This window comes from Brevibacillus sp. NRRL NRS-603 (assembly GCF_003013445.1).
Taxonomy (GTDB): Bacteria; Bacillota; Bacilli; order Brevibacillales; family Brevibacillaceae; genus Brevibacillus; species Brevibacillus formosus.
This window is the reverse complement of record NZ_PXZN01000023.1, coordinates 25,609-45,000: the sequence shown is the minus strand read 5'-3', so window position 1 is coordinate 45,000 and position 19,392 is coordinate 25,609. Positions and strand designations below refer to the sequence as shown.

The 19,392-nt window shown below is 47.7% G+C and carries 22 protein-coding genes; 17 read left to right on the top strand and 5 right to left on the bottom strand.

The genetic code is table 11. The features are described from left to right. Positions 1-502: 502 nt before the first annotated feature. Positions 503-706: a DUF378 domain-containing protein gene (locus C7R94_RS19085; protein ID WP_106783711.1), complete on the bottom strand. Its 204-nt coding sequence runs from the start codon at positions 704-706 to the stop codon at positions 503-505. Positions 707-887: 181 nt separating this feature from the next. Between C7R94_RS19085 and C7R94_RS19080 the strand changes: the two genes are divergently transcribed. The 4 genes from C7R94_RS19080 (at position 888) to pstB (C7R94_RS19065) (ending at position 4,550) form a co-directional block, all read left to right on the top strand. After that, positions 888-1,829: a phosphate ABC transporter substrate-binding protein gene (locus C7R94_RS19080; protein WP_106783709.1), complete on the top strand. Its 942-nt coding sequence runs from the start codon at positions 888-890 to the stop codon at positions 1,827-1,829. 89 nt (positions 1,830-1,918) lie between these two features. Next, a complete protein-coding gene (gene pstC, locus C7R94_RS19075; protein WP_106783707.1) occupies positions 1,919-2,866 on the top strand; it encodes a phosphate ABC transporter permease subunit PstC in 948 nt (315 codons plus the stop codon). Beyond that, complete coding sequence (gene pstA / locus C7R94_RS19070) at positions 2,867-3,757, top strand: phosphate ABC transporter permease PstA (RefSeq protein WP_047073983.1); 891 nt, start codon at positions 2,867-2,869, stop codon at positions 3,755-3,757. 19 nt (positions 3,758-3,776) lie between these two features. Continuing rightward, positions 3,777-4,550 (top strand): phosphate ABC transporter ATP-binding protein PstB, encoded by a 774-nt coding sequence (gene pstB, locus C7R94_RS19065; RefSeq protein ID WP_047073985.1) that lies wholly within the window; start codon positions 3,777-3,779, stop codon positions 4,548-4,550. A 71-nt stretch (positions 4,551-4,621) separates the two neighbouring features. On the opposite strand, the gene C7R94_RS19060 is transcribed toward pstB (C7R94_RS19065), so the two are convergent. Beyond that, positions 4,622-5,005 carry a hypothetical protein gene (locus tag C7R94_RS19060; protein ID WP_233220601.1) on the bottom strand — a complete coding sequence of 128 codons (384 nt, stop codon included), beginning with the start codon at positions 5,003-5,005 and terminating at the stop codon, positions 4,622-4,624. Between the two features lie 60 nt (positions 5,006-5,065). Further along, positions 5,066-7,111, bottom strand: a complete 2,046-nt coding sequence (locus C7R94_RS19055) for a methyl-accepting chemotaxis protein (protein WP_106783705.1) — start codon at positions 7,109-7,111, stop codon at positions 5,066-5,068. Positions 7,112-7,341: 230 nt separating this feature from the next. Between C7R94_RS19055 and pstB (C7R94_RS19050) the strand changes: the two genes are divergently transcribed. The 6 genes from pstB (C7R94_RS19050) to C7R94_RS19025 all read left to right on the top strand — a co-directional run bounded on the left by pstB (C7R94_RS19050) (position 7,342) and on the right by C7R94_RS19025 (position 12,657). Next, positions 7,342-8,094, top strand: coding sequence for a phosphate ABC transporter ATP-binding protein PstB (gene pstB, locus C7R94_RS19050; protein ID WP_047073991.1), 753 nt, complete (start codon positions 7,342-7,344; stop codon positions 8,092-8,094). A 77-nt stretch (positions 8,095-8,171) separates the two neighbouring features. Continuing rightward, entirely contained in the window at positions 8,172-9,464 is a 1,293-nt protein-coding gene (locus C7R94_RS19045) for an arsenic transporter (RefSeq protein WP_106783703.1), read from the top strand. A 135-nt stretch (positions 9,465-9,599) separates the two neighbouring features. Next, entirely contained in the window at positions 9,600-9,989 is a 390-nt protein-coding gene (locus C7R94_RS19040) for a hypothetical protein (protein WP_106783701.1), read from the top strand. Between the two features lie 27 nt (positions 9,990-10,016). Further along, on the top strand, positions 10,017-10,619 hold the full coding sequence (locus tag C7R94_RS19035; RefSeq protein ID WP_106783699.1) for a gluconate 2-dehydrogenase subunit 3 family protein: 603 nt from the start codon (positions 10,017-10,019) through the stop codon (positions 10,617-10,619). Beyond that, entirely contained in the window at positions 10,606-12,225 is a 1,620-nt protein-coding gene (locus C7R94_RS19030; RefSeq protein WP_106783697.1) for a GMC family oxidoreductase, read from the top strand. Before C7R94_RS19035 ends, C7R94_RS19030 begins: the two co-directional genes overlap by 14 nt. Before the next feature lie 96 nt (positions 12,226-12,321). Beyond that, the gene (locus C7R94_RS19025) at positions 12,322-12,657 is read left to right on the top strand and encodes an ArsR/SmtB family transcription factor (RefSeq protein WP_047074001.1); all 336 of its coding nucleotides are present in this window, start codon (positions 12,322-12,324) and stop codon (positions 12,655-12,657) included. 21 nt (positions 12,658-12,678) lie between these two features. On the opposite strand, the gene C7R94_RS19020 is transcribed toward C7R94_RS19025, so the two are convergent. Next, positions 12,679-12,930, bottom strand: a complete 252-nt coding sequence (locus tag C7R94_RS19020) for a glutaredoxin family protein (RefSeq protein WP_106783695.1) — start codon at positions 12,928-12,930, stop codon at positions 12,679-12,681. A 169-nt stretch (positions 12,931-13,099) separates the two neighbouring features. Here C7R94_RS19020 and C7R94_RS19015 point away from each other — a divergent pair, with 169 nt between their 5' ends. From C7R94_RS19015 to C7R94_RS19005, 3 genes are all read left to right on the top strand, one after another. Beyond that, positions 13,100-13,354 (top strand): gamma-type small acid-soluble spore protein, encoded by a 255-nt coding sequence (locus C7R94_RS19015; RefSeq protein WP_047074004.1) that lies wholly within the window; start codon positions 13,100-13,102, stop codon positions 13,352-13,354. A 154-nt stretch (positions 13,355-13,508) separates the two neighbouring features. Further along, on the top strand, positions 13,509-13,895 hold the full coding sequence (gene acpS / locus C7R94_RS19010) for a holo-ACP synthase (protein ID WP_106783693.1): 387 nt from the start codon (positions 13,509-13,511) through the stop codon (positions 13,893-13,895). 264 nt (positions 13,896-14,159) lie between these two features. After that, positions 14,160-15,197, top strand: coding sequence for an outer membrane lipoprotein-sorting protein (locus C7R94_RS19005; protein ID WP_106783691.1), 1,038 nt, complete (start codon positions 14,160-14,162; stop codon positions 15,195-15,197). Positions 15,198-15,608: 411 nt separating this feature from the next. On the opposite strand, the gene C7R94_RS18995 is transcribed toward C7R94_RS19005, so the two are convergent. Beyond that, entirely contained in the window at positions 15,609-15,800 is a 192-nt protein-coding gene (locus C7R94_RS18995) for a hypothetical protein (RefSeq protein ID WP_106783686.1), read from the bottom strand. 146 nt (positions 15,801-15,946) lie between these two features. Between C7R94_RS18995 and C7R94_RS18990 the strand changes: the two genes are divergently transcribed. The 4 genes from C7R94_RS18990 to C7R94_RS18975 all read left to right on the top strand — a co-directional run bounded on the left by C7R94_RS18990 (position 15,947) and on the right by C7R94_RS18975 (position 19,392). Continuing rightward, positions 15,947-17,029 carry a coiled-coil domain-containing protein gene (locus tag C7R94_RS18990; RefSeq protein WP_106783684.1) on the top strand — a complete coding sequence of 361 codons (1,083 nt, stop codon included), beginning with the start codon at positions 15,947-15,949 and terminating at the stop codon, positions 17,027-17,029. A 185-nt stretch (positions 17,030-17,214) separates the two neighbouring features. After that, complete coding sequence (locus tag C7R94_RS18985; protein WP_106783681.1) at positions 17,215-17,655, top strand: hypothetical protein; 441 nt, start codon at positions 17,215-17,217, stop codon at positions 17,653-17,655. A 2-nt stretch (positions 17,656-17,657) separates the two neighbouring features. Then, entirely contained in the window at positions 17,658-18,845 is a 1,188-nt protein-coding gene (gene alr, locus C7R94_RS18980) for an alanine racemase (protein WP_106783678.1), read from the top strand. A gap of 247 nt (positions 18,846-19,092) precedes the next feature. Further along, on the top strand, positions 19,093-19,392 hold the full coding sequence (locus C7R94_RS18975) for a CopG family ribbon-helix-helix protein (RefSeq protein ID WP_007721089.1): 300 nt from the start codon (positions 19,093-19,095) through the stop codon (positions 19,390-19,392).

Sequence of the window (19,392 nt, the reverse complement as noted above, 5' to 3'; positions counted from 1 at the left end):
GAAGAATATTTCCAGTCTAGGCTTCAGGCTCCGTCCTGCTGGGGGTTGAGACTGCCCGCTCCGAAGCGATTAGCGGGGAAACGCAAAAGTGGTAGCCGCTTCGTAGCTCGGGCACGTTGCGTTTCTTTTGCCCGCTAATCGCTTCTCCGCTCGGTAGGACTCCACAAGTCGCTACGTCTGGAAATATTCTTCTCTGTCGTGACTGCTCACATTCTTCTATCTTTATAAAGCATTAAAAAATGGAATCACACGGAAAGCTCTTAGAGGAAACAGGAGAAATAAGCGAAGATCTTTGGAGATCTTTGGTACACCGACCGAGGCGTAATGCAAAAAGCGAAACACGTTCTTAAGCGTCCACCTCTGAAAAACATCCTGAAAGAACTACTTTGGACGCGGTTTCGCTTTTTGCATGGAGGCGGGCAGTGAATCCCACAGCGGGTGGGACAAGAAGCTGAGCGTTTTCTCCTGTTTCCTCCTCTCCTCAACAGCCGGACATAGTTGTCTATGATGTTGGTGTTTCTTCCCGATCCGTGAAAAGAAACTTGATCGCATATACCCCAAACAAGCCTATCAGCGTATACACGATTCGACTTACGATCGACTCCGCTCCGCCAAACAAGCTTGCGACTAAATCAAATTGAAATAACCCGATTAATCCCCAGTTCAGGGCACCTATAATCACAAAAAGCAAGGCCAGCCGTTCCACATGGACACCCCCAGAAAAGAATAGGGACATTATTCCCATGTTTCCGGTTTTACAACAGGTATTTCTCCATCTTTAAGAAAGCTTTACATTCACAACATAATACGACAACATTCCCGCTGTATAGTTTGTACTTGTAAGAGAGAAAAAACAAACCGAACCTTTTAAGGAGGATTTTCATCCAATGAAAAAACTCAGCAAAATGTTTATTGCGCTGACATGTGTAGGGGCATTACTCGCGGGGTGCGGAAGCGGCAACACTGCGCAGACACAAACGCAAACACCAGCACCAGCGCAACAACCAGCTCAGGAGCAAAGCAACTCTGGTTCGACAACAAAAACTTCCGGTGAACCTGTAACAGCAGTGGGTTCTACCGCTTTACAACCTCTGGTCGAGCAAGCGGCCAAAGACTTTATGGCAAAAAATGCAGGCGCGCAAATCCAAGTACAAGGCGGAGGAAGCGGCACGGGCTTGAGCCAAGTAGCAAGTGGTGCAGCAACGATTGGTAACTCCGATATTTTTGCAGAAGAGAAAAAAGGCATTCCAGCAAACGAACTGGTAGACCATAAAGTAGCGGTTGTCGGTATGGCAGCAGCAGTAAGCCCACAAGTAAAAGTGGACAACTTGTCCAAGCAACAATTGATCGACATCTTCACTGGAAAAATCACCAACTGGAAAGAAGTTGGTGGCGATGATATGAAGATCACGCTGGTTAACCGTCCGAAATCTTCCGGAACTCGCGCGACATTCAGCAAATTCGCGTTGGATGGCAAAGAAGAAGCAGAAGGTATTACAGAGGATTCCTCCGGTACTGTTCGCAAAATCATTGCAGAAACACCGGGTGCAATTGGTTACTTGGCACTGTCCTACTTCAATGACTCTGTAAAAGCACTGAAATTGGATGGCGTGGAAGCAAACGCTGAAAACATTACAACGAACAAATATCCAGTATGGGCGTACGAGCATATGTACACGAAAGGTGAAGCAACTGGCGATGCAAAAGCATTCCTCGACTTCATCCTGACTGACGAAGTACAAAAGAAAACCGTTACAGAATTGGGCTTCCTGCCAATCACAGACATGAAAGTGGAACGTGATGCAGAAGGCAAAGTAACCCAAAAATAAGCGTTATCGTCAACAGCAAAATAGAGGGGTAGGGGGGCCTTCCCCTCATTTTGCTTGCGTACAGTCGTTTTCTTTCCAGGAGGGAGAACATGAGCCATCGTACTCAAGGGGTAAATACAGAGCGTCAATCGATGATTGCGCAAAAAATGCTGACAACGAACAAGCGTCAAAAAACAGAGAATATTAGCGGCAAAACCATCGCGATGATTTGTGCGGGTTTGCTCGTTATTGTAGTTTTATCGATCACCTATTTTATTGCTTCAAAAGGGTTGTCGACGTTCTTTGTCGATGGAGTAAGCTTTAAAGAATTTTTAACCCATGACAAATGGGACCCAGAAGGTGAACCTTCGGCGTACGGTGTGTTGCCCTTTATCCTCGGTTCGTTTTTCGTAACGGCATTGGCTGCTTTAATTGCCGCGCCACTGGGAATCGGCGCCGCTATTTTTATGACAGAGATCTTTCCTGGCTTCGGGAAAAAAGTATTGAAGCCGGTTATCGAGCTGTTGGTTGGTATTCCATCCGTCGTTTACGGTTATGTTGGACTAACTTTGCTTGTTCCATTTATTCGCGAACAATTTGATGTTCTGGGCTTCAGTTTATTGGCAGGGGGACTTGTTCTTGCCCTGATGATTTTACCTACCATTACGAGTGTGGCAGCAGATGCTATTGAGGCTGTTCCGCAAGATTTGCGCAACGCTTCGCTCGCACTGGGTGCTACTCGCTGGCAAACCATTTGGAATGTTGTGTTGCATTCCGCGCTTCCTGGCTGTTTGACGGCCATTGTTTTGGGAATGTCTCGCGCTTTTGGAGAAGCTTTGGCTGTGCAAATGGTTATCGGTAACACAACGAAGCTGCCAGGCGGTTTGCTCGAACCGATCAGTACGCTCACTAGCGGTATCACATTGAACATGGGGAATACGATTCAAGGAACTCCGTATAACAATGCTCTCTGGTCAATGGCTTTGCTGCTCTTGGCGATGTCTTTCATCTTTATCGTGATTTTGCGCCTGTTGGGCAGAAAGAGGTTGGCAAAATAGATGAAAGCGAGACTGATGGACCGCGCTGCTACTGTTGTTTTGACACTGATTGCCGTACTGATTATCGGTACCTTGGTGGGACTATTGGGCTTCATTCTCTCACAAGGCTGGCATAAGCTGAATCTCGACTTTTTGACCTCTCCGCCGGATATCGTCAATGCAGGTGGCGGGATTGGACCACAGCTTTTCAACTCTTTGTACTTGCTGGTCCTAACCATGCTGATCGCGTTGCCGCTCGGGATCGGAGCAGGCATTTATATGGCTGAATATGCGCCGGATAACAAGATTACACAGTTTATCCGCATGAGTATAGAAGTATTGTCTTCCCTTCCGTCTATCGTAGTTGGTTTGTTTGGATTGCTCGTGTTCGTAAATATGACTGGCTGGGGCTATACCCTGTTTGGTGGAGCACTTGCGTTGACGGTATTTAACCTGCCGCTCTTGGTTCGTGTAACAGAGGATGCACTGCGCAACGTACCACGCAGTCAAAAGGAAGCGAGTCTCGCGCTTGGTATTACTAAATGGCGTACCATCGTGTCTGTTATCCTTCCAGCAGCACTCCCAGGTATCATTACGGGGGCCATTCTGGCTTCTGGCCGTGTATTTGGGGAAGCGGCTGCCTTGCTGTTCACGGCAGGGATGTCTTCACCGAATCTGGATTTCACCGACTTCTCGATGAACAGTACAACGTCACCTCTGAATCCGTTCCGTCCTGCCGAGACCTTGGCCGTGCATATTTGGAAGGTAAACAGCGAGGGGCTGACACCGGATGCACGTGATGTCGCAGATGGCGCGGCTGCTGTTCTGATTATTGCCGTCTTGCTCTTTAACCTTTCCGCTCGCTGGTTCGGGAATTGGGTCTACAAAAAGATGACGTCAGGATCAAACTAAGAAGAGGTAGGTGGCAGCCATGTCCGTACTGACCATGCAAGAAACGATCATTCAGACGAATAACGTGAATGTATACTACGGAGAGAAGCACGCCGTAAAAAATATATCAATGGATATTGAAAAAAACTCCGTGACGGCCTTTATCGGCCCGTCCGGATGCGGGAAATCGACACTTCTACGGAGCTTGAACCGGATGAATGATCTGGTTCCTTCTTGCCGTGTAGAGGGCTCCATTATTGTTGATGGTATCGACATTAACAGCTCGCAAGTAAACATCGAGAGCCTGCGCCAAGTGGTAGGAATGGTGTTCCAACGAGCGAATCCATTTTTTAAATCGATCTATGAAAACATCGCATTTGCACCGCGTTTCCACGGGATGACCAATAAACGTGATTTGGACGAATTGGTTGAGTCGAGCCTGCGAAAAGCAGCGCTTTGGGATGAGGTAAAGGATCGTCTTCGCGACTCAGCGCTCTCCCTTTCTGGTGGACAGCAGCAAAGGCTTTGTATCGCACGTGCAATCGCGATGCAGCCAACCATTTTGCTATTGGACGAACCGGCTTCCGCTCTCGATCCGATCTCTACCATGAAAATCGAAGAGCTGGTCATGCAGCTAAAGGATGAGTATACGATCGTGATCGTTACCCATAACCTCCATCAGGCAGCGCGAATTTCTGAGAAAACCGCCTTCTTCCTGATGGGTGAGCTGATCGAGATGGATGAGACAGGGAAAATCTTCACATCACCGGAAAACGAAAAAACCGAAGCGTATATTAGCGGACGTTTTGGATAAGACAATAGAAAAGCAAAAGAAGCCCTCCCAAGCAAATCAGCTTGCAGGAGGGCTTCTTGTTTCTATTGGTTTCAGGCTTTCCGCAAATATCGTGTATAAAGACCATAGTAGGAAATAAACAGACCCAAGAAAAAGAACGCGATGACAGTGCCGTAGTCTTCGCTGGAAGCCTCATAGCCTACAACAGCTTTTACACCATATTTGATAGCCATATAGATGACGGCAAAAGCTAGTAAAAATCCATATTTGTACCATTTGCTTTGATGCTGCATGTTCTCGCTTTTGACCTTCATCAAATATCGAACATAACCGACTATCAAGCCAACAAAAAATATCGCCACAAACAAGTAACGCAGATAGTGGCTATGAACAAAGACCTTGATAAATGATAAGAGGGACATTGCTAGCAGTACAATTAGGGCAATGACATAAAAGTGAATGGAACGCTTATCCAAGGTCCAGACATCCCCTTTCATAGGATAGGTTTGTGTAAAGTTCACATTCACTTTATGATATCATGAATTTTTCAAACAAGGGGTTGTTTCTCCGGCTCGAAAAAATTTGATGGTTTGTTCGAGATCCTCTACGATTTCTGTCAGGCGCAGGGAGTCATCGAGAAATTGCTCCGATAAGGATAGACTTTCTTGATTGGCAGCTACGGCTTGCTGTGTGCCTGATACTACTTGCTGTGCAGAGGCAGACAGATTATCTACCCGCTGTGAAATGGCTTGGCTCTGTGTCGAGATTGTTCCTGTGAGCAGTCTGATCGATTCAAATTGCGCAGTCAATGCTTCACTGAGCTGGATCGTATTGTGGAAGATAGAAGCGGCCTGGTGCAAGGTTTGAATGCCATTTACAGTAGCATGATCGGTCGTTTGCAAGCAGGCGGCTACGTGCTCCATTCGTTTTTCCCCTGATTCAATTACCTTTTGAATACGAGCCGATGCCTCTTCTGTCTGGTCGGACAGCAAGCGAATTTCCTCTGCTACGACGCTGAAGCCGACTCCGGCTTGGCCAGCCCTGGAAGCTTCGATTCGGGCATTGAAGGACAAAAGCTTGGTTCGCTTGGAGATGGCGGAAATCAGACCGAGCATTTCGTTGATGTCACACATGCTTTCTCTCATGGAGGACATGGCATGCATAGAAGCTTTCATATCCTCTGAGATATTGTGCATATTTTCTTTTAGCAAATCGATGGAGTTTGCTGCTTTGGCATTTTGCTGACGTGATTCCTGGCTTTGTACAATTGCTTTTTCCATGGAGTCTGTGATCCGAGACATTTCTTGCGTGATGTCGGCCATCGTGGCGTGGATATCATCGATCTGCTCCTGCTGATTGTCCATCTCTTGAGCAAGCCGCTCTGTTACGGTTACGACTTCTGACTGCATGGCGTGAGAATGGCGGGACCCTTTTCCTACATGATCGGCTACTTGTTTGACGTCTGAGATGACATACTGGATTTTACCGATGATCGTCCGGATTTGTTCACTCATTCGATTGAAGCTGTCCGCCAACTGGCGAATTTCATCATTGCTTTGTACGCGCATGGTTTGCAGCAGATCGCCCTCGCTAAAGGCGGACATTTTTTGTTGTGCTTCCTTAATCGGCTTGATGATTCGGCGAACGTACACATACAGCATCAGGGCGAGTGCAGCGAGTCCGACGAGTGAGACGGCCAAAATGGTTAGCTGAAGGCGGCGTACCTCATGCTTTACCTCTGATACCGACTGCACAACGATCACTCCCCATTTTAGGGAGGGGTCAAATTGATAGGCGGCAAATGAGTCCACTCCATCGATCCTGCTCGGCTCGTACCCAGATTGACCAGCGATGACGTTTTGCACGATCGCAAGCTCTGAGAGAAGAGGGCGCTGCAACGCGTAGGATTGGTCGGGATGAGCGACCAGCTTGCCTTGTTGATCAACGATCATGGCGTATCCTGTTTCTCCCAGTTTGATCTGCCCAATGGATTCGCTCAGCTTCGGAACAGAGACGAATGCCACGACGACACCTACAGGCTCCTCGTCTTCATTGCGCAAAGGGAGTGAGACGGCGATCTTGGGAAATTCCGTCTTGGAAAACTGGAAGACATCTGAGACAAAAACCCCCTGCTGCGGTTGATTCAATGCACCCTCATACCAGTCCATTTTTCGCGGGTCGTAGGAACTGTCGAGGGGTGATCCCGGAAAGGTCAAATACCGCCCGTCTGTGGTGACGATCTGTAATTCGGAAATCGTAGGATTGCTGGTAGACAAATCTGTAAAAATGCCAAAGATCTGACTGTTCGTGATCTTGCTGTTTTTATAAGTGGAAGCAAATGATTGCAAGGCGGTCACGATGTCATAAACCCCGCTATGTACTTTCTGTAGAGCTGCACCTGATGCTTCGTGTAATTGCTGCTTTGTTTTTTCATTGAGTGTAGTTTCGGATTGATAACTGATAAAGAAAGCGGCAATTGCCATCATGCAGACAACCATGCCCATGATGCCTGCGAACAGCCTTGTGAAAATTGAACGATAATGAAACGACGAGTGACCCCATAGTTTTTTTATGTCTGGCATTAATTGTTCTCCCCTTATCAAAACGTTCAGTTTCATTGTAGGGGGTACCTAGAGCAGCGTATATGCTTTGCCAGCAAGATTTACCATAAATTAATGTAAGATGACCTATGTAAAAAGTCCTAAGACGAAATCTTTATCGAAACTTAATAAACTTCATACGGAAACCTAACATTGGTGCGCTATAGTGGGAAAGTAAAAGGACGTAACAACCACGAAGGAGCGAAGACCGTATGAGTGTTATTTCGGTGAGAGAGTTGAATCTCTTCTACGGTAATAAGCAAGCCCTCTATCATATAAATCTGGATGTAGAGCCTGATTCCATTACAGCCTTAATTGGTCCGTCTGGCTGCGGTAAGTCTACATTTTTACGGACGCTAAATCGAATGAACGACTCTGTACCGAACACCAAAATTACGGGAACGGTAAAAGTGTTCGACGAGGATATTTATAGCTCTCGTGTAGAAGTTGAGCGACTTCGCAAAAATATCGGCATGGTGTTTCAGCATCCGAATCCATTTCCGAAGAGCATCTATGACAACATCACATACGGGCCGAGACTCCATGGCATGAACGATCGTAACAAGCTGGACGAGTTGGTAGAGACAAGCCTCAAGGCAGCAGCCCTTTGGGATGAAGTGAAGGATGTGCTGAAGAAGCCGGCAACAGGGCTTTCCGGTGGTCAGCAGCAACGCCTCTGTATCGCAAGGGCACTCGCTGTCCAGCCACAAATCATTTTGATGGATGAGCCAACCTCTGCCTTGGACCCGATTTCGACAGCCAAAATCGAAGAACTGTTGGAAGAGCTGAAGAATCGTTATACGATTGTAATCGTGACGCACAACATGCAGCAGGCAGCACGTATTTCTGATAAGACTGCGTTTTTCTTGAATGGAGAGCTAGTCGAATTCGACAGTACCCCGACGATCTTCCAAAATCCTCGTGACAAAAGAACAGAGGATTACATTACCGGACGTTTCGGATAATTTCATTTTGTAGTATGGTAGGAGAGCGGACTTTTCGAGGTCCGTTCTTTTTGGTTTTTGGAAAGGAGATACATGCAGTGGTTTGGATTTCATTCTTCCTTTTTCTGATCACGTTGACATTGGTTATCTGGCAACCGCGGGGGCTATCGATTGGTTATCCGGCTGTCGGTGGAGCACTGTTGGCTTTGGCGATCGGGGTAGTCACAATCGGTGATGTTGCAGAGGTAACCTCCATTGTTTGGAATGCGACACTAGCGCTAATTGGAATTATCATCATCTCGCTCGTATTGGACGAAATCGGTTTTTTTGAATGGGCAGCGCTCCATATGGCTCGTTTTGCCAAAGGGAATGGGCGGCTCATGTTTGTTTATGTCATCCTGCTTGGTTCACTCGTATCCACTTTATTTACGAATGATGGGGCAGCCTTGATTTTGACACCGATTGTGTTGGCACAGGTGCGGGCACTGAAGCTGGATGGGAAAGCGGTTTTGGCATTTGTCATGGCGAGCGGGTTCATTGCAGATACGAGCTCTTTGCCCTTTGTGATTAGCAATCTGGTGAATATTGTTTCCGCTGACTACTTTGATATTGGGTTTGCTGCGTATGCGGCCAAAATGATCATTCCGACTTTGTTTTCGATTGGTGGAAGTCTGCTGGTTTTGTACCTATATTTTCGCAAAAGCATCCCAGCACAGGTTGACCTTGCCCATTTGAAAAATCCGGAGGAAGCGATTCGCGACCACAGAATGTTTCGTCTGGCGTGGCCGATTCTTGCGGTCCTGTTGATTGGTTTTTTTATTAGCGAGTCCATCCATACGCCCGTTTCTATCATTATTGCTGGAGCAGCTATCATTTTTTGCTTGGCTGCAAGAAAAAGTGAAGCGATCGCCATGCGGCGGATTATGAAAGAAGCACCGTGGGTAGTCGTTGTTTTTTCGATAGGCATGTATGTCGTGGTGTGGGGGCTGCACAACGCGAAATTGACTGATTTGGTCAAGGACACCTTGGATTGGTTCATGGCGCATGGTTTATTGGCAACGACCTTGGGAACAGGCTTTCTGGCTGCTGCTCTTTCCTCTGTCATGAACAATCTTCCGACAGTCATATTCAACGCGCTGGCAATTGCCGGGACACAGGCAGACGGAGTGTTGCGGGAAGCAATGATCTACGCGAATGTGATCGGGAGCGATTTGGGGCCGAAAATGACGCCGATTGGATCACTGGCCACCTTGCTCTGGTTGCATGTCTTGGGACGCAAAGACGTGACGATTACGTGGGGGCAGTATTTTCGGACGGGGGTTATTTTGACCATACCGACATTGACGCTCACCTTGCTCGGTTTGTATCTGACGTTGGTTTATTTTTCATAGGGAATGAAACGCCTGCTGGTTAATAGTCAGCAGGCGTTTTTCTTTTATCAGACGGCTTGCTGTGGACCAAGCGGAATAGGACAGAACATGGTAGGAAAAAATAGGCGCATCGTACATAAAAAGGAGGATGTTTCCATGTGGTACGGCTGGCCGATCGAACGCGTACTCATTCTTTTTGCTGGATTGGCGTTTGCCCTGATTGCGGTTCAGGTCACACTTTTTCACTCAAGACAAAACTTCCGCCATTGGGCAATGTGGATTCCCGTGCTTGAGCTCCCTGTATTTGCGGTTACTGCTATTGTTTTATCGTTTGTGAATGCGGGATGGCTGCGTTGGGTGTTTGCTTTGATGATGGTAGTCGGCATAGCTGGTGGTTTGTACGGGGCCTATTTGCATACGGTCGGGGTTGGGCAGCGCGTGGGAGGTTATTCACAAAGTCAAAATTTTCTCGTCGGTCCTCCTGTGATTCTTCCTTTACTGATCACGGCAATGTCAGCATTAGGGCTTCTTGCGCTGTTTTGGTAAAAATCTTTTTCAAAGGGGTGAGAGGACATGGAAAAGCCTAGACGTTACCCATCCTATGATGTTTGGGACCAGCATACAGAGTGGGATGCTCACACCAGGAAAGTGGTAGGCGCCAGACGAATGCCCGCGATTGCCAATCAATTTTTTACGAAGCCTGAATCCTTGCTCTTGCAGACAGTCGTAGGCGTATTGGTCAATGATCACCGTTTGGAGGTGCTGACCTTTGTAGTAGAGCATCTGGATAATACGACGGCTAGCAACATCGGTGAATCACAACGTAAGGTCGGAGTTCCACCCAAAAAAGAGCTCTACCGCTCGGGCTTGAAAGGGATTGATGCGGAGAGCCATGCCGCTTATGGAACTGATTTTGTTGCGTTGAAGCTAGACCAGCAAGAAGCCGTTCTTCAGCACGTCGCGAGTGGGAGCATCCAAAACCAGGAGGCGTGGAAATACTTTGCTCCCGCAGATTTTTTCAAGCGTTTGCTGCATGACACAGTCAGTGCGTACTATTCACATCCGTTGGTTTGGTCAGATATCGGCTATGGCGGACCCGCTTATCCGCGAGGCTATGTACGGGTGGAAAAAGGATTGACGGACCCATGGGAGGCGAAAGCAAATGACGAGTCATGACCATCATACGATTACTCATCGCCCTACTCCTGTGGATCAAAGAAAATACGCAGATGACGCAGACGTATGCATCGTAGGGGCTGGAGCGGCAGGAGGCGTACTTGCTTATGAGCTGGCAAAGGCCGGGTTGCGCGTAGTCGTACTGGAAGCAGGGCCGTTTTGGGACCCGCAACACGATTTTGCCAGTGATGAGCTGTCGATGCGGAGATTGGGCTGGCAGGAAACGAGGCTGGTAGCAGGCAAAGACCCACTGCGTTTGGGACATAACAACTCAGGACGGGGAATTGGGGGAGGCACCGTGCATTTTACGGGGGTGTTCCTGCGTTTCCACGAGAGTGATTTTAAGACGAAGACATTAGACGGCGTAGGGGAAGACTGGCCGATTACGTATCAGGACCTTGCCCCGTATTACGACAAGATCGAACGGGAGATTGCTGTCTCAGGTCCGAATCATTTTCCGTGGGGTTCCTTTCAAGGTCCGTATCCGTACCCTGTTCGGGAGCCAATCAGTGCAAATGCCCAACTGTTCCGGGAAGGGTGCGAGAAGCTGGGGATCGAGAGTGTGGTCGCCCCTCTAGCAATTTTATCGGCTCCTTTTGATGGACGTCCCCCCTGTATCAATCGTGGCTTTTGCAATCAAGGGTGCATGCCGAATGCCAAGTACAGCGGGTTGATTCATCATATTCCCAAAGCGATAGCGGAGGGGGCAGAGGTACTGTCCGACTGCATGGTAACGGAGATTTTGATGGCTGGCGACCGGGTCAGCGGTGTAGTGTTCAACCATAATGGCTTGACGCACAGGCAAATGGCTCGTGTAGTCATTTTGGCCGGGTTTGTGGTGGAGACTCCCCGATTGCTGCTCAGTTCGGCGAATGCTCAGTTTCCGCAAGGGCTGGCGAATTCAAGCGGGTGGGTAGGAAAAGCTATTATGCCTCACTCCAGCCATGATGTATACGGAAGACTCCCGGAGGAAGTGCGATTGTATAAGGGAACACCTGTCCTTGCCTTGACCCAGCATTTTTATGAGACGGACCGGGAACGAGGTTTTGCCCGCGGATATACATTGAGTGCACACGGGGTACGTCCGGTCGGGATGGCGGCTGCCATTGCTGCTGAGAGGGAAGACGGCTCGTATTTATGGGGAAAACAGCTTCGAGAGACCATGCTGGATTACAATATGTATGCGCGGATCACCTTGGTCGGGGAAGTGCTGCCCCATCCTGATAACAGAGTGACGCTTTCAAGTGAAAAAGATGAATATGGAATGCCGATCCCTACAGTAACGTTCAGTTATCAGGAGAACGACAAACAGTTATACAAGCATGCCATTGGGCAAATGAACCGGATTATAGAAGCGATGGGGGGGCAGTCGGAGCATGTGGTGTCTGATACTGCTCATCTCATGGGGGGATGTCGGATGGGGAATGACAGAGAAACCTCTGTTGTGAATGAGTATGGGCAGTCACATGACATACCCAATCTTTTCATAGCAGGTGCTTCTACGTTCGTTACCTCGAGTGGCAGCAACCCGACAAATACAGTCATGGCGCTGGCTGCACGCACTGCAGACAAGATCATTGAGGCGATGAAAAAGCAAGACGTATAAGCGGGGGTCACATAACTTTTGTGTTCTATCTTCCCCATCATATAAGCCATATAGTATACTGATAAACAGATATGTAGGGCAAAGGTGGGTATCCTTATGGAAATGGATTTGATGCAGGTACTGTTTTTGTCAGAGACTTATAAGCTACTTGGTGACAAGACGCGCTTGACGATCATGGCTCTCCTGCAAGTACAGTCCTTATGTGTCCGTGATCTCGTGGAAATTTTGCAAACTTCCCAGCCTTCTGTTTCCCAGCACTTGGCTAAGTTAAAAACGCATGGTTTGGTCAAAGAGCGCAGGAAAGGACCATGGGTTTATTACTCCGTAAATACGGAATGCAGTCCTGAAGTGAAGCAAATTTTGTCTAACTTGCCGGACATGTCGCCAGTAGTCAAACAAAAATCAGTTGCAAGTGAACCTTCATTTGGCTGATCAGTCGTAAAAAGCGTTGGATCAATTGAGATCCAACGCTTTTTTTAGTTCTTCCTTGTCAAACCCATGGATGACAATTTGCTCGCCGTTTTCCTTTTCAATGTAGGTTACAGGTGTCATGCTGGCGCCTAACTGAATGGCTTCCTGGAAAAAAGCCTCATTTTGACGAATGTCTCTGTCTTCGAAAGCAATGTTGTTTGAAGTCAGCCACATTTTTTCTTCCTGACAAGGACCGCAAGTGACTTGGGTATAGATAATAACCTTCTGAGCCATACAGAATTGCTCCTTTCAAAGCAGAGTAAAAGCCTTGCTCCTTCCAATATGAATGATCGGTCGAGACAAAGCAAGTAAACAACAGCATGATTTGGAAAAATGAGGATGGATACGCACATAGGGGGCTGTACAAATTATATTCAGTGACGTCGAGGAGGTGAATGTAACGATGCCTAAACAAAACAGAGGTATGGGCCAAGCGAACCAAGCTAGCCAAGCAGCAAACACTGCGACTGAATTCGCAAGCGAAACAAACGCAGCAGAGGTTCGTCGTCAGAACCAACAATCGGCTCAACAAGCTGCACAACGCGCTGCTTCCCAAGGTGCTGCGACTGAATTCGCAAGTGAGACAAATGTTGCGGAAGTTCGCCGTCAAAACCAACAATCGGCTGCACAACAATCTTCTGGCCAAGCTACTGAGTAGGAGCCAGCGGACAAAAGCCCTCGCAATTTGCGGGGGTTTTATTTTTTTACGTAAAGTCTATGCATGGAATGTGGTTTCTATCCCCGCACTTGCAAAAGCGTGGAAGTGGATGATACTGTGATTCGTAAATCAGCCCACTAGGAGGCAAGTGCTCATGATCGTTGGAACAGGTGTAGATATTGTAGAAATAGAGCGCATCGCTACTTTGATAAAAAGACAAGAGAGTGCGATCAAACGCTTTTTGACCACAGGTGAACAACAGCTCCTACAGGGAAAAGCAGAGACGAGACAGGCGGAAATGGTTGCCGGCAGATTTGCTGCAAAGGAAGCGGGAGCAAAGGCTCTGGGCACAGGTATTGGTGCTGTACTCAGTTTTTTGGATATGGAAATCCTTCCGAATCATTTGGGCAAGCCCGTTATGACTATAAAGAACGAGGTGTACAGCAAGCTTGATCTCGACCCCGCTCGCGTTCATATTCATGTGAGCATTTCGCATAGCCAAACGCATGCGATTGCTCAAGTCATTGTAGAAGAACGATAGATGTTTGAAAAAACCGATTAACTTGTCTGCATATTGGGACGAGGATGGACATACATTTATATCGCGTAGATCAGGAGGGACTACCTGCTCTTACATAGGAAGGCTAAGTCTGTAGCCGATCCAAGCGATATATCGCCAACTTCGTAACCATTCGCAACCATTGACACGATATGCGCTGCATGGGCGAGAGACTGACAGATTTCCCAGGAAATAGACAGGGATGCCCTTCTTTGTCGAAAATATTGACAAGGAGGAGTTCATTGAATGAAACGGGTAGCTTTACCACTGGTGTTATTGTTGGTTTTCACCCTGTTCCTCGGCGGTTGTTTCGGTCAGAAAACACCAGAAGATGTGGTGAGCGACCTGAACGGTGCGCTGGGAAAAATGACTGGGTACAAGTCTCAGGCAGTTTTGACCATGCAGACAGGCTCTACCCCCATGGAGTACGATGTTCAGGTCTGGTATGAAAAGCCAACCAACTATCGGGTAGCTCTCACCTCGAAGCAGCGTGGCATTACACAAATCATCTTGCGAAACAATGAAGGAGTCTTTGTACTGACCCCGCATCTGAACAAGAGCTTCCGCTTCCAAAGTGGCTGGCCTGAGAACAACGGACCGTTATATTTATACGAAACGCTGGCCAAGAGCATTATCGATGACACGGAGCGCCAAATGAAGATGGAAGAAAAACAGTATGTATTCGAAGTGAAAGCGAACTACAGCGGCAATCGTTCTTTAACCAAGCAAAAAATTTGGCTGACAGAAGATTTCAAACCGACGCACGCCGAAATTATGGATGCTAGCATGAATCCGCTCGTTCGAATTGATTTCACTGATTTTTCGTTCAACCCTATGTTTGACAAAGACGCCTTTGACAAAGAGCGCAACATGACAACGAGCTCGTTGACAACAATCCCAACAATGGCGCAAACAAATGGACAGGTCGTGAAACAACCGAACAGCCAATTCGGTGTCATCGTCCCTACGTATATGCCAGAAGGGGTTACGCAAGGAGATATCGAGCCAGTCACCCGTGATGGAGAGAGAAAAGTTATCTTAACCTACAAAGGGACCTACAACTACAAGGTAATCGAAGGGCGCCCGACAGCAGCATCCGTATCTTATGAGCAAGGTATGCCTGTAAACCTCGGCTTTACGGTTGGTGTGCTCGCGCAGACAGGCGAAAACCAGCGGCTTCTGACGTGGGAGCTCGACGGCATCGAATATACAATCGCGGGGGATCTACCTGAGGAAGAAATGGTGAATGTCGCACAGTCGACATATGGTCTTAGCGCAAAATAAAAGCGTGGGAGAGGGGACGGTGAATACCGTCCTCTTTTTGCTATTCTTAGGGAAAGTGGCTGCAGTGGAGGGGAAGAAGTGCATTTCCAGTCTACGCTTCGGCCTACGCCCCGCTGTAGGTTGGACTGTCCGTTCCGAAATAAATGACGGGAGCGCTTCAAAAGTAGTCATCTCGATGAAGGATTCGCAGAGGTTGAAGCTGAAAACCCCCGTCATTTATTTCGAAACTGGGTCGGGCTCCAGAGGCGCTTGGACTGGAAATGCACTTCTTCCCAAGCGGCTTTGTTCTACTATTTTAGAAACTCGCGCCTGTTGATACTCAAAGGATGATCTTCCTAAGTTTTTAAAGAAGCAATGAATGAAAAAGCTGGCGAAAAGAAAAAGCGCAGGGCTCGCAGACCTTGACAACGCCTACCCAGTCGGAACTCCAAAAAGGGGACCACGCTTGTCGAACACTTCTTCCTTGAAAAACGTCCGCCCGTAGGGTGGCTTTGGCTCGACGGTCCCCTTTTTGGAGTGGAGACGGACAGTCAATCCCCCACGCTGGCGTGTCAGAGTCGAAGAGAACTGTGCTTTTTCTTTTCCTCCACTATGTTGACTCAAACCAAAATACCCTACATAGTTTTCTACGATTTTCCCTCAAGTTTTCCTTTTTTCTCAAACGGGAATCTAAAAAAACCCATGTACACTTGGTCTTGTAACAAAGAACAAGCACACTACACGAGCAAAGACGAAAGGGTTGAGTGTACATGTTTAGCAAAACGAAAATGGGAATGCTGATGGGAACGATGGCAGTGGTTCTGAGTCTGGGTAGCATAGGCGGAGCAATGGCAGCCGATTCAGCAAAACCAACTTCATTGAATAAACCCGCTGAAGTAAAATTCAAAACTGGCAAGATGGGCCACCACGGTGGAGTGGGTTTCAAAGAAAATACAGAGCTGCTCTCGCTGTTAAAGCTGGATGCTGACAAGCTGAAAGAAGAGCTTGCGGCAGGGAAAACACTCGCAGCGATTGCACAAGCCCAAGGAGTTGACACCGCAGATGTCGTGGCACTTCTGGTTGAACAGCAAGAGGCCAAACTGAAGGAAGCAGTAGCGGCAGGCAAGCTGACGCAGGAGCAGGCAGATAAGCTGTCTGAAAATCTGAACGATCGCGTAAAAGAACAGGTAGAAAACACCAAACCAGATAAAGGCTTCGGTAGAGGAGGCTTCATCGGTGGCTTCGAGGAAAACGAAGAGCTGCTGTCCCTCTTGAAGCTGGATGCCGATAAACTCCAAGAAGAGCTGAAAGCCGACAAATCGCTGGCTGCCATCGCAGAAGCCCAAGGCGTATCTGTGGATGATCTGGTAGCACTGTTGGTGAAACAACAGGAAGCTAAGCTGAAAGAAGCGGTAACCGCCGGGAAGCTGACACAGGAACAAGCCGACAAAATGAATGAGAACGCCAGTGAGCGGGTAAAAGAAATGGTGCAAAACACGCATCACGGACGCGGACCGGGTAAAGGAATGGGCATTGAGAAAAATGAAGAACTGCTGTCCCTTCTCAAGCTGGACGCAGACAAGCTGAAGGAAGAGCAAAAAGCAGGAAAATCGTTGGCGACCATCGCCAAGGAGCAAGGCGTAGAAGTCGATGACGTTGTCGAGCTCTTGGTAGGTCAGCACGAAGCCAAGCTGAAAGAAGCAGTAGAGGCAGGCAAGCTGACACAGGAGCAAGCAGACGAACGCAGCGAGGAATTGACAGCGATGGTGCAAAAGATGGTGGACGGCAGATTTGAAAAAGTAGTTTTCCCAAGACTTGAAAAAGAGGAAAAAGACCAGGAGCAAACCATGTAGAAAAGTCAGCAGGTGGGAGCGAGTCCCATCTGCTTTTCTATTTTCTCGGGATTTGGCCGATGAGGGTCGATTTGTACATAAAAACCAACGTGCGAATGAGATGAAAGGACAATCCGCGAATTGACACACAGCGGGAAAACACGATACATTCAGAGTAACTTATTGAATGAGGTGGCATGCTTTACATGAAGAAACCGTCTAACGAAGTTTTGTACCAGGAAGCATCGACCTACAAAGACATGCTCCTGCGAAAAAGCTGGAAAATGCGCATTAACGAGACTGTCATGTTTGTACTGGGAATGATGATTCTCTCTCAATTTTTCCCGACCAATGACACGAGATTCAAGGTGCTTGTTTTTGCCATTGCCATTGCTGTTGTTGGATTGTCTCCGTTTCTGTACAAATCGGTATTGCGTCCAGTGTACAAGCTGACCAAGACCCACCTGATTATAACCATGTCAGGACAGGAAAAGAGCTACCCGCTGTCTGAAGTCGAGCAAATTTATGAAGGCCGTCACTTTTATCGTGTAGGCGGCAAAAAGGAATCATTGATGGTTTCCAGGCAATTTCTCAGTCATTTAAATGAACGCTTGTTTTACTATAAAAAAGGGAACAAGAGGAGATAGGAATGAAATCGTTTTGTCGTGACACTTGGGTAGAGGTTGATTTGGATGCCATCCGGGCGAACCTCGAGGCATTCAAACGCCATTTGCCAGAAAAAACGGGTATTATGGCTGTTGTGAAAGCAGACGGGTATGGTCATGGCGCTGTCCATGTCGGAAAAGAAGCCTTGGCGAGCGGTGCAGATTCACTTGCGGTCGCATTGCTCGATGAAGCGCTTATTTTGCGGAGGGCAGGGATCACAGCGCCGATTTTAGTGTTGGGATACACACCTGTCGAATCCATTGTCACCGCAAGCGAGCTGGAAGTGCAGTTAACCGCTTACAGCGTCGAATGGATCACGGAAGCGAACGGCATCCTTCAGAAAAACGATCACAAGCCTGTCGGGATTCATGTGAAGACCGATACGGGCATGGGACGTTTGGGCGTTCGGACAAAGGAAGATTTGCTTGCGGTTGTAGGTGCTCTTGAAGAATGCTCTAAGCTTGAGTGGACAGGCATTTTTACGCATTTTGCCTGCGCGGATGAACCAGATACGACCCATGTGCGACGACAACACGACTTGTTTCAATCCTTTTTGCAAGCATTGCGTGAAGCAAATAAAACATTGCCGACCGTTCATTGCTGCAATACGGCTGCGGCTATCGCATTTCCCGATTGGGGGTATGATACGATTCGTTTAGGCATAGGTTTATACGGATTGTATCCTTCTTTGTACATGAAAGAACGTGCGGATGTCATACTTGCCCCCGCCTTGGCGCTCAAAACCAAAATTGCCCACGTGAAGAAGGCAGATGAACCATTCACGGTCAGCTATGGTGCTACATATTCAGCACAGCCTGACGAGTGGATTGCAACACTGCCGATCGGATACGCAGATGGCTATTCTCGCCTTTTGTCCAATCGCGGTGAGGTGTTGTACAATGGATCGCGCTACCCGATTGCAGGCAGAGTTTGCATGGACCAAATCATGGTCAGCCTGAATTCGACAGAAGCAGCGGTCAATGATGAGGTCGTCTTGTATGGCAAGCAAGGGGACGAGGAAATCACCTTGGATGAAATTGCCGATTTACTGGGAACTATCAATTACGAGGTTCCTTGTATGCTGAATTACCGAATTCCGCGCCTCTATTTGCGCGACCAGAAAGTAACGGACGTATTTCACCCATTGACGATGAAGCACTCGTCTTCGTGAAAATGTAAATAACTAGCAGGGAAAATTAGCAGGAATTTTCCCGTGGAACACGAATACTAGTTAAGCGAAAAAGCTGGCTTTTTTGGGTAAACGAAGTCTTCACCTTGCACCTTTGGATTGCTTACACTCACGTTTTCTCACCGAAAAAGCGCACAGTAGGTATATTTTTGCAATGGATTCGACATAATGGTATTGTTCATATTGGCTGTTCTTTCTAGAACCAGCATAGCGGATGGAAGTTACGGTCATGGTTGGAGGTGGATTTGTCTTGTCGAAGTCAAACACGAAACGCATCATGATCAGCTTGCCACAACACTTGCTTCAGGAAGTGGATGGCGTTATTCAAAAGGAAAAATCCAATCGCAGCGAGTTTATTCGTCAAGCGATGCATTTGTATTTAAAAGAGCGAAAAAAACGTACAATCCGTGAGACCATGCAAAAAGGGTACATGGAGATGGCGAAGATCAATCTGAATATGGCATCGGAGGCTTTTGGCGCTGAAGAAGAGGCTGACCATACTCTTGTCCGCTTAGTTAGCGGGGTGTGA

Bases quoted from the DNA above. Each gene is read 5' to 3' on its own strand.
- C7R94_RS19080 (WP_106783709.1), top strand. From the start codon at position 888: ATGAAAAAACTCAGCAAAATGTTTATTGCGCTGACATGTGTAGGGGCA.
- pstC (WP_106783707.1), top strand. From the start codon at position 1,919: ATGAGCCATCGTACTCAAGGGGTAAATACAGAGCGTCAATCGATGATT.
- pstA (WP_047073983.1), top strand. From the start codon at position 2,867: ATGAAAGCGAGACTGATGGACCGCGCTGCTACTGTTGTTTTGACACTG.
- pstB (WP_047073985.1), top strand. From the start codon at position 3,777: ATGTCCGTACTGACCATGCAAGAAACGATCATTCAGACGAATAACGTG.
- C7R94_RS19055 (WP_106783705.1), bottom strand. From the start codon at position 7,111: ATGCCAGACATAAAAAAACTATGGGGTCACTCGTCGTTTCATTATCGT.
- pstB (WP_047073991.1), top strand. From the start codon at position 7,342: ATGAGTGTTATTTCGGTGAGAGAGTTGAATCTCTTCTACGGTAATAAG.
- C7R94_RS19040 (WP_106783701.1), top strand. From the start codon at position 9,600: ATGTGGTACGGCTGGCCGATCGAACGCGTACTCATTCTTTTTGCTGGA.
- C7R94_RS19035 (WP_106783699.1), top strand. From the start codon at position 10,017: ATGGAAAAGCCTAGACGTTACCCATCCTATGATGTTTGGGACCAGCAT.
- C7R94_RS19030 (WP_106783697.1), top strand. From the start codon at position 10,606: ATGACGAGTCATGACCATCATACGATTACTCATCGCCCTACTCCTGTG.
- C7R94_RS19025 (WP_047074001.1), top strand. From the start codon at position 12,322: ATGGAAATGGATTTGATGCAGGTACTGTTTTTGTCAGAGACTTATAAG.
- C7R94_RS19020 (WP_106783695.1), bottom strand. From the start codon at position 12,930: ATGGCTCAGAAGGTTATTATCTATACCCAAGTCACTTGCGGTCCTTGT.
- C7R94_RS19015 (WP_047074004.1), top strand. From the start codon at position 13,100: ATGCCTAAACAAAACAGAGGTATGGGCCAAGCGAACCAAGCTAGCCAA.
- acpS (WP_106783693.1), top strand. From the start codon at position 13,509: ATGATCGTTGGAACAGGTGTAGATATTGTAGAAATAGAGCGCATCGCT.
- C7R94_RS19005 (WP_106783691.1), top strand. From the start codon at position 14,160: ATGAAACGGGTAGCTTTACCACTGGTGTTATTGTTGGTTTTCACCCTG.
- C7R94_RS18990 (WP_106783684.1), top strand. From the start codon at position 15,947: ATGTTTAGCAAAACGAAAATGGGAATGCTGATGGGAACGATGGCAGTG.
- C7R94_RS18985 (WP_106783681.1), top strand. From the start codon at position 17,215: ATGAAGAAACCGTCTAACGAAGTTTTGTACCAGGAAGCATCGACCTAC.
- alr (WP_106783678.1), top strand. From the start codon at position 17,658: ATGAAATCGTTTTGTCGTGACACTTGGGTAGAGGTTGATTTGGATGCC.
- C7R94_RS18975 (WP_007721089.1), top strand. From the start codon at position 19,093: ATGGTTGGAGGTGGATTTGTCTTGTCGAAGTCAAACACGAAACGCATC.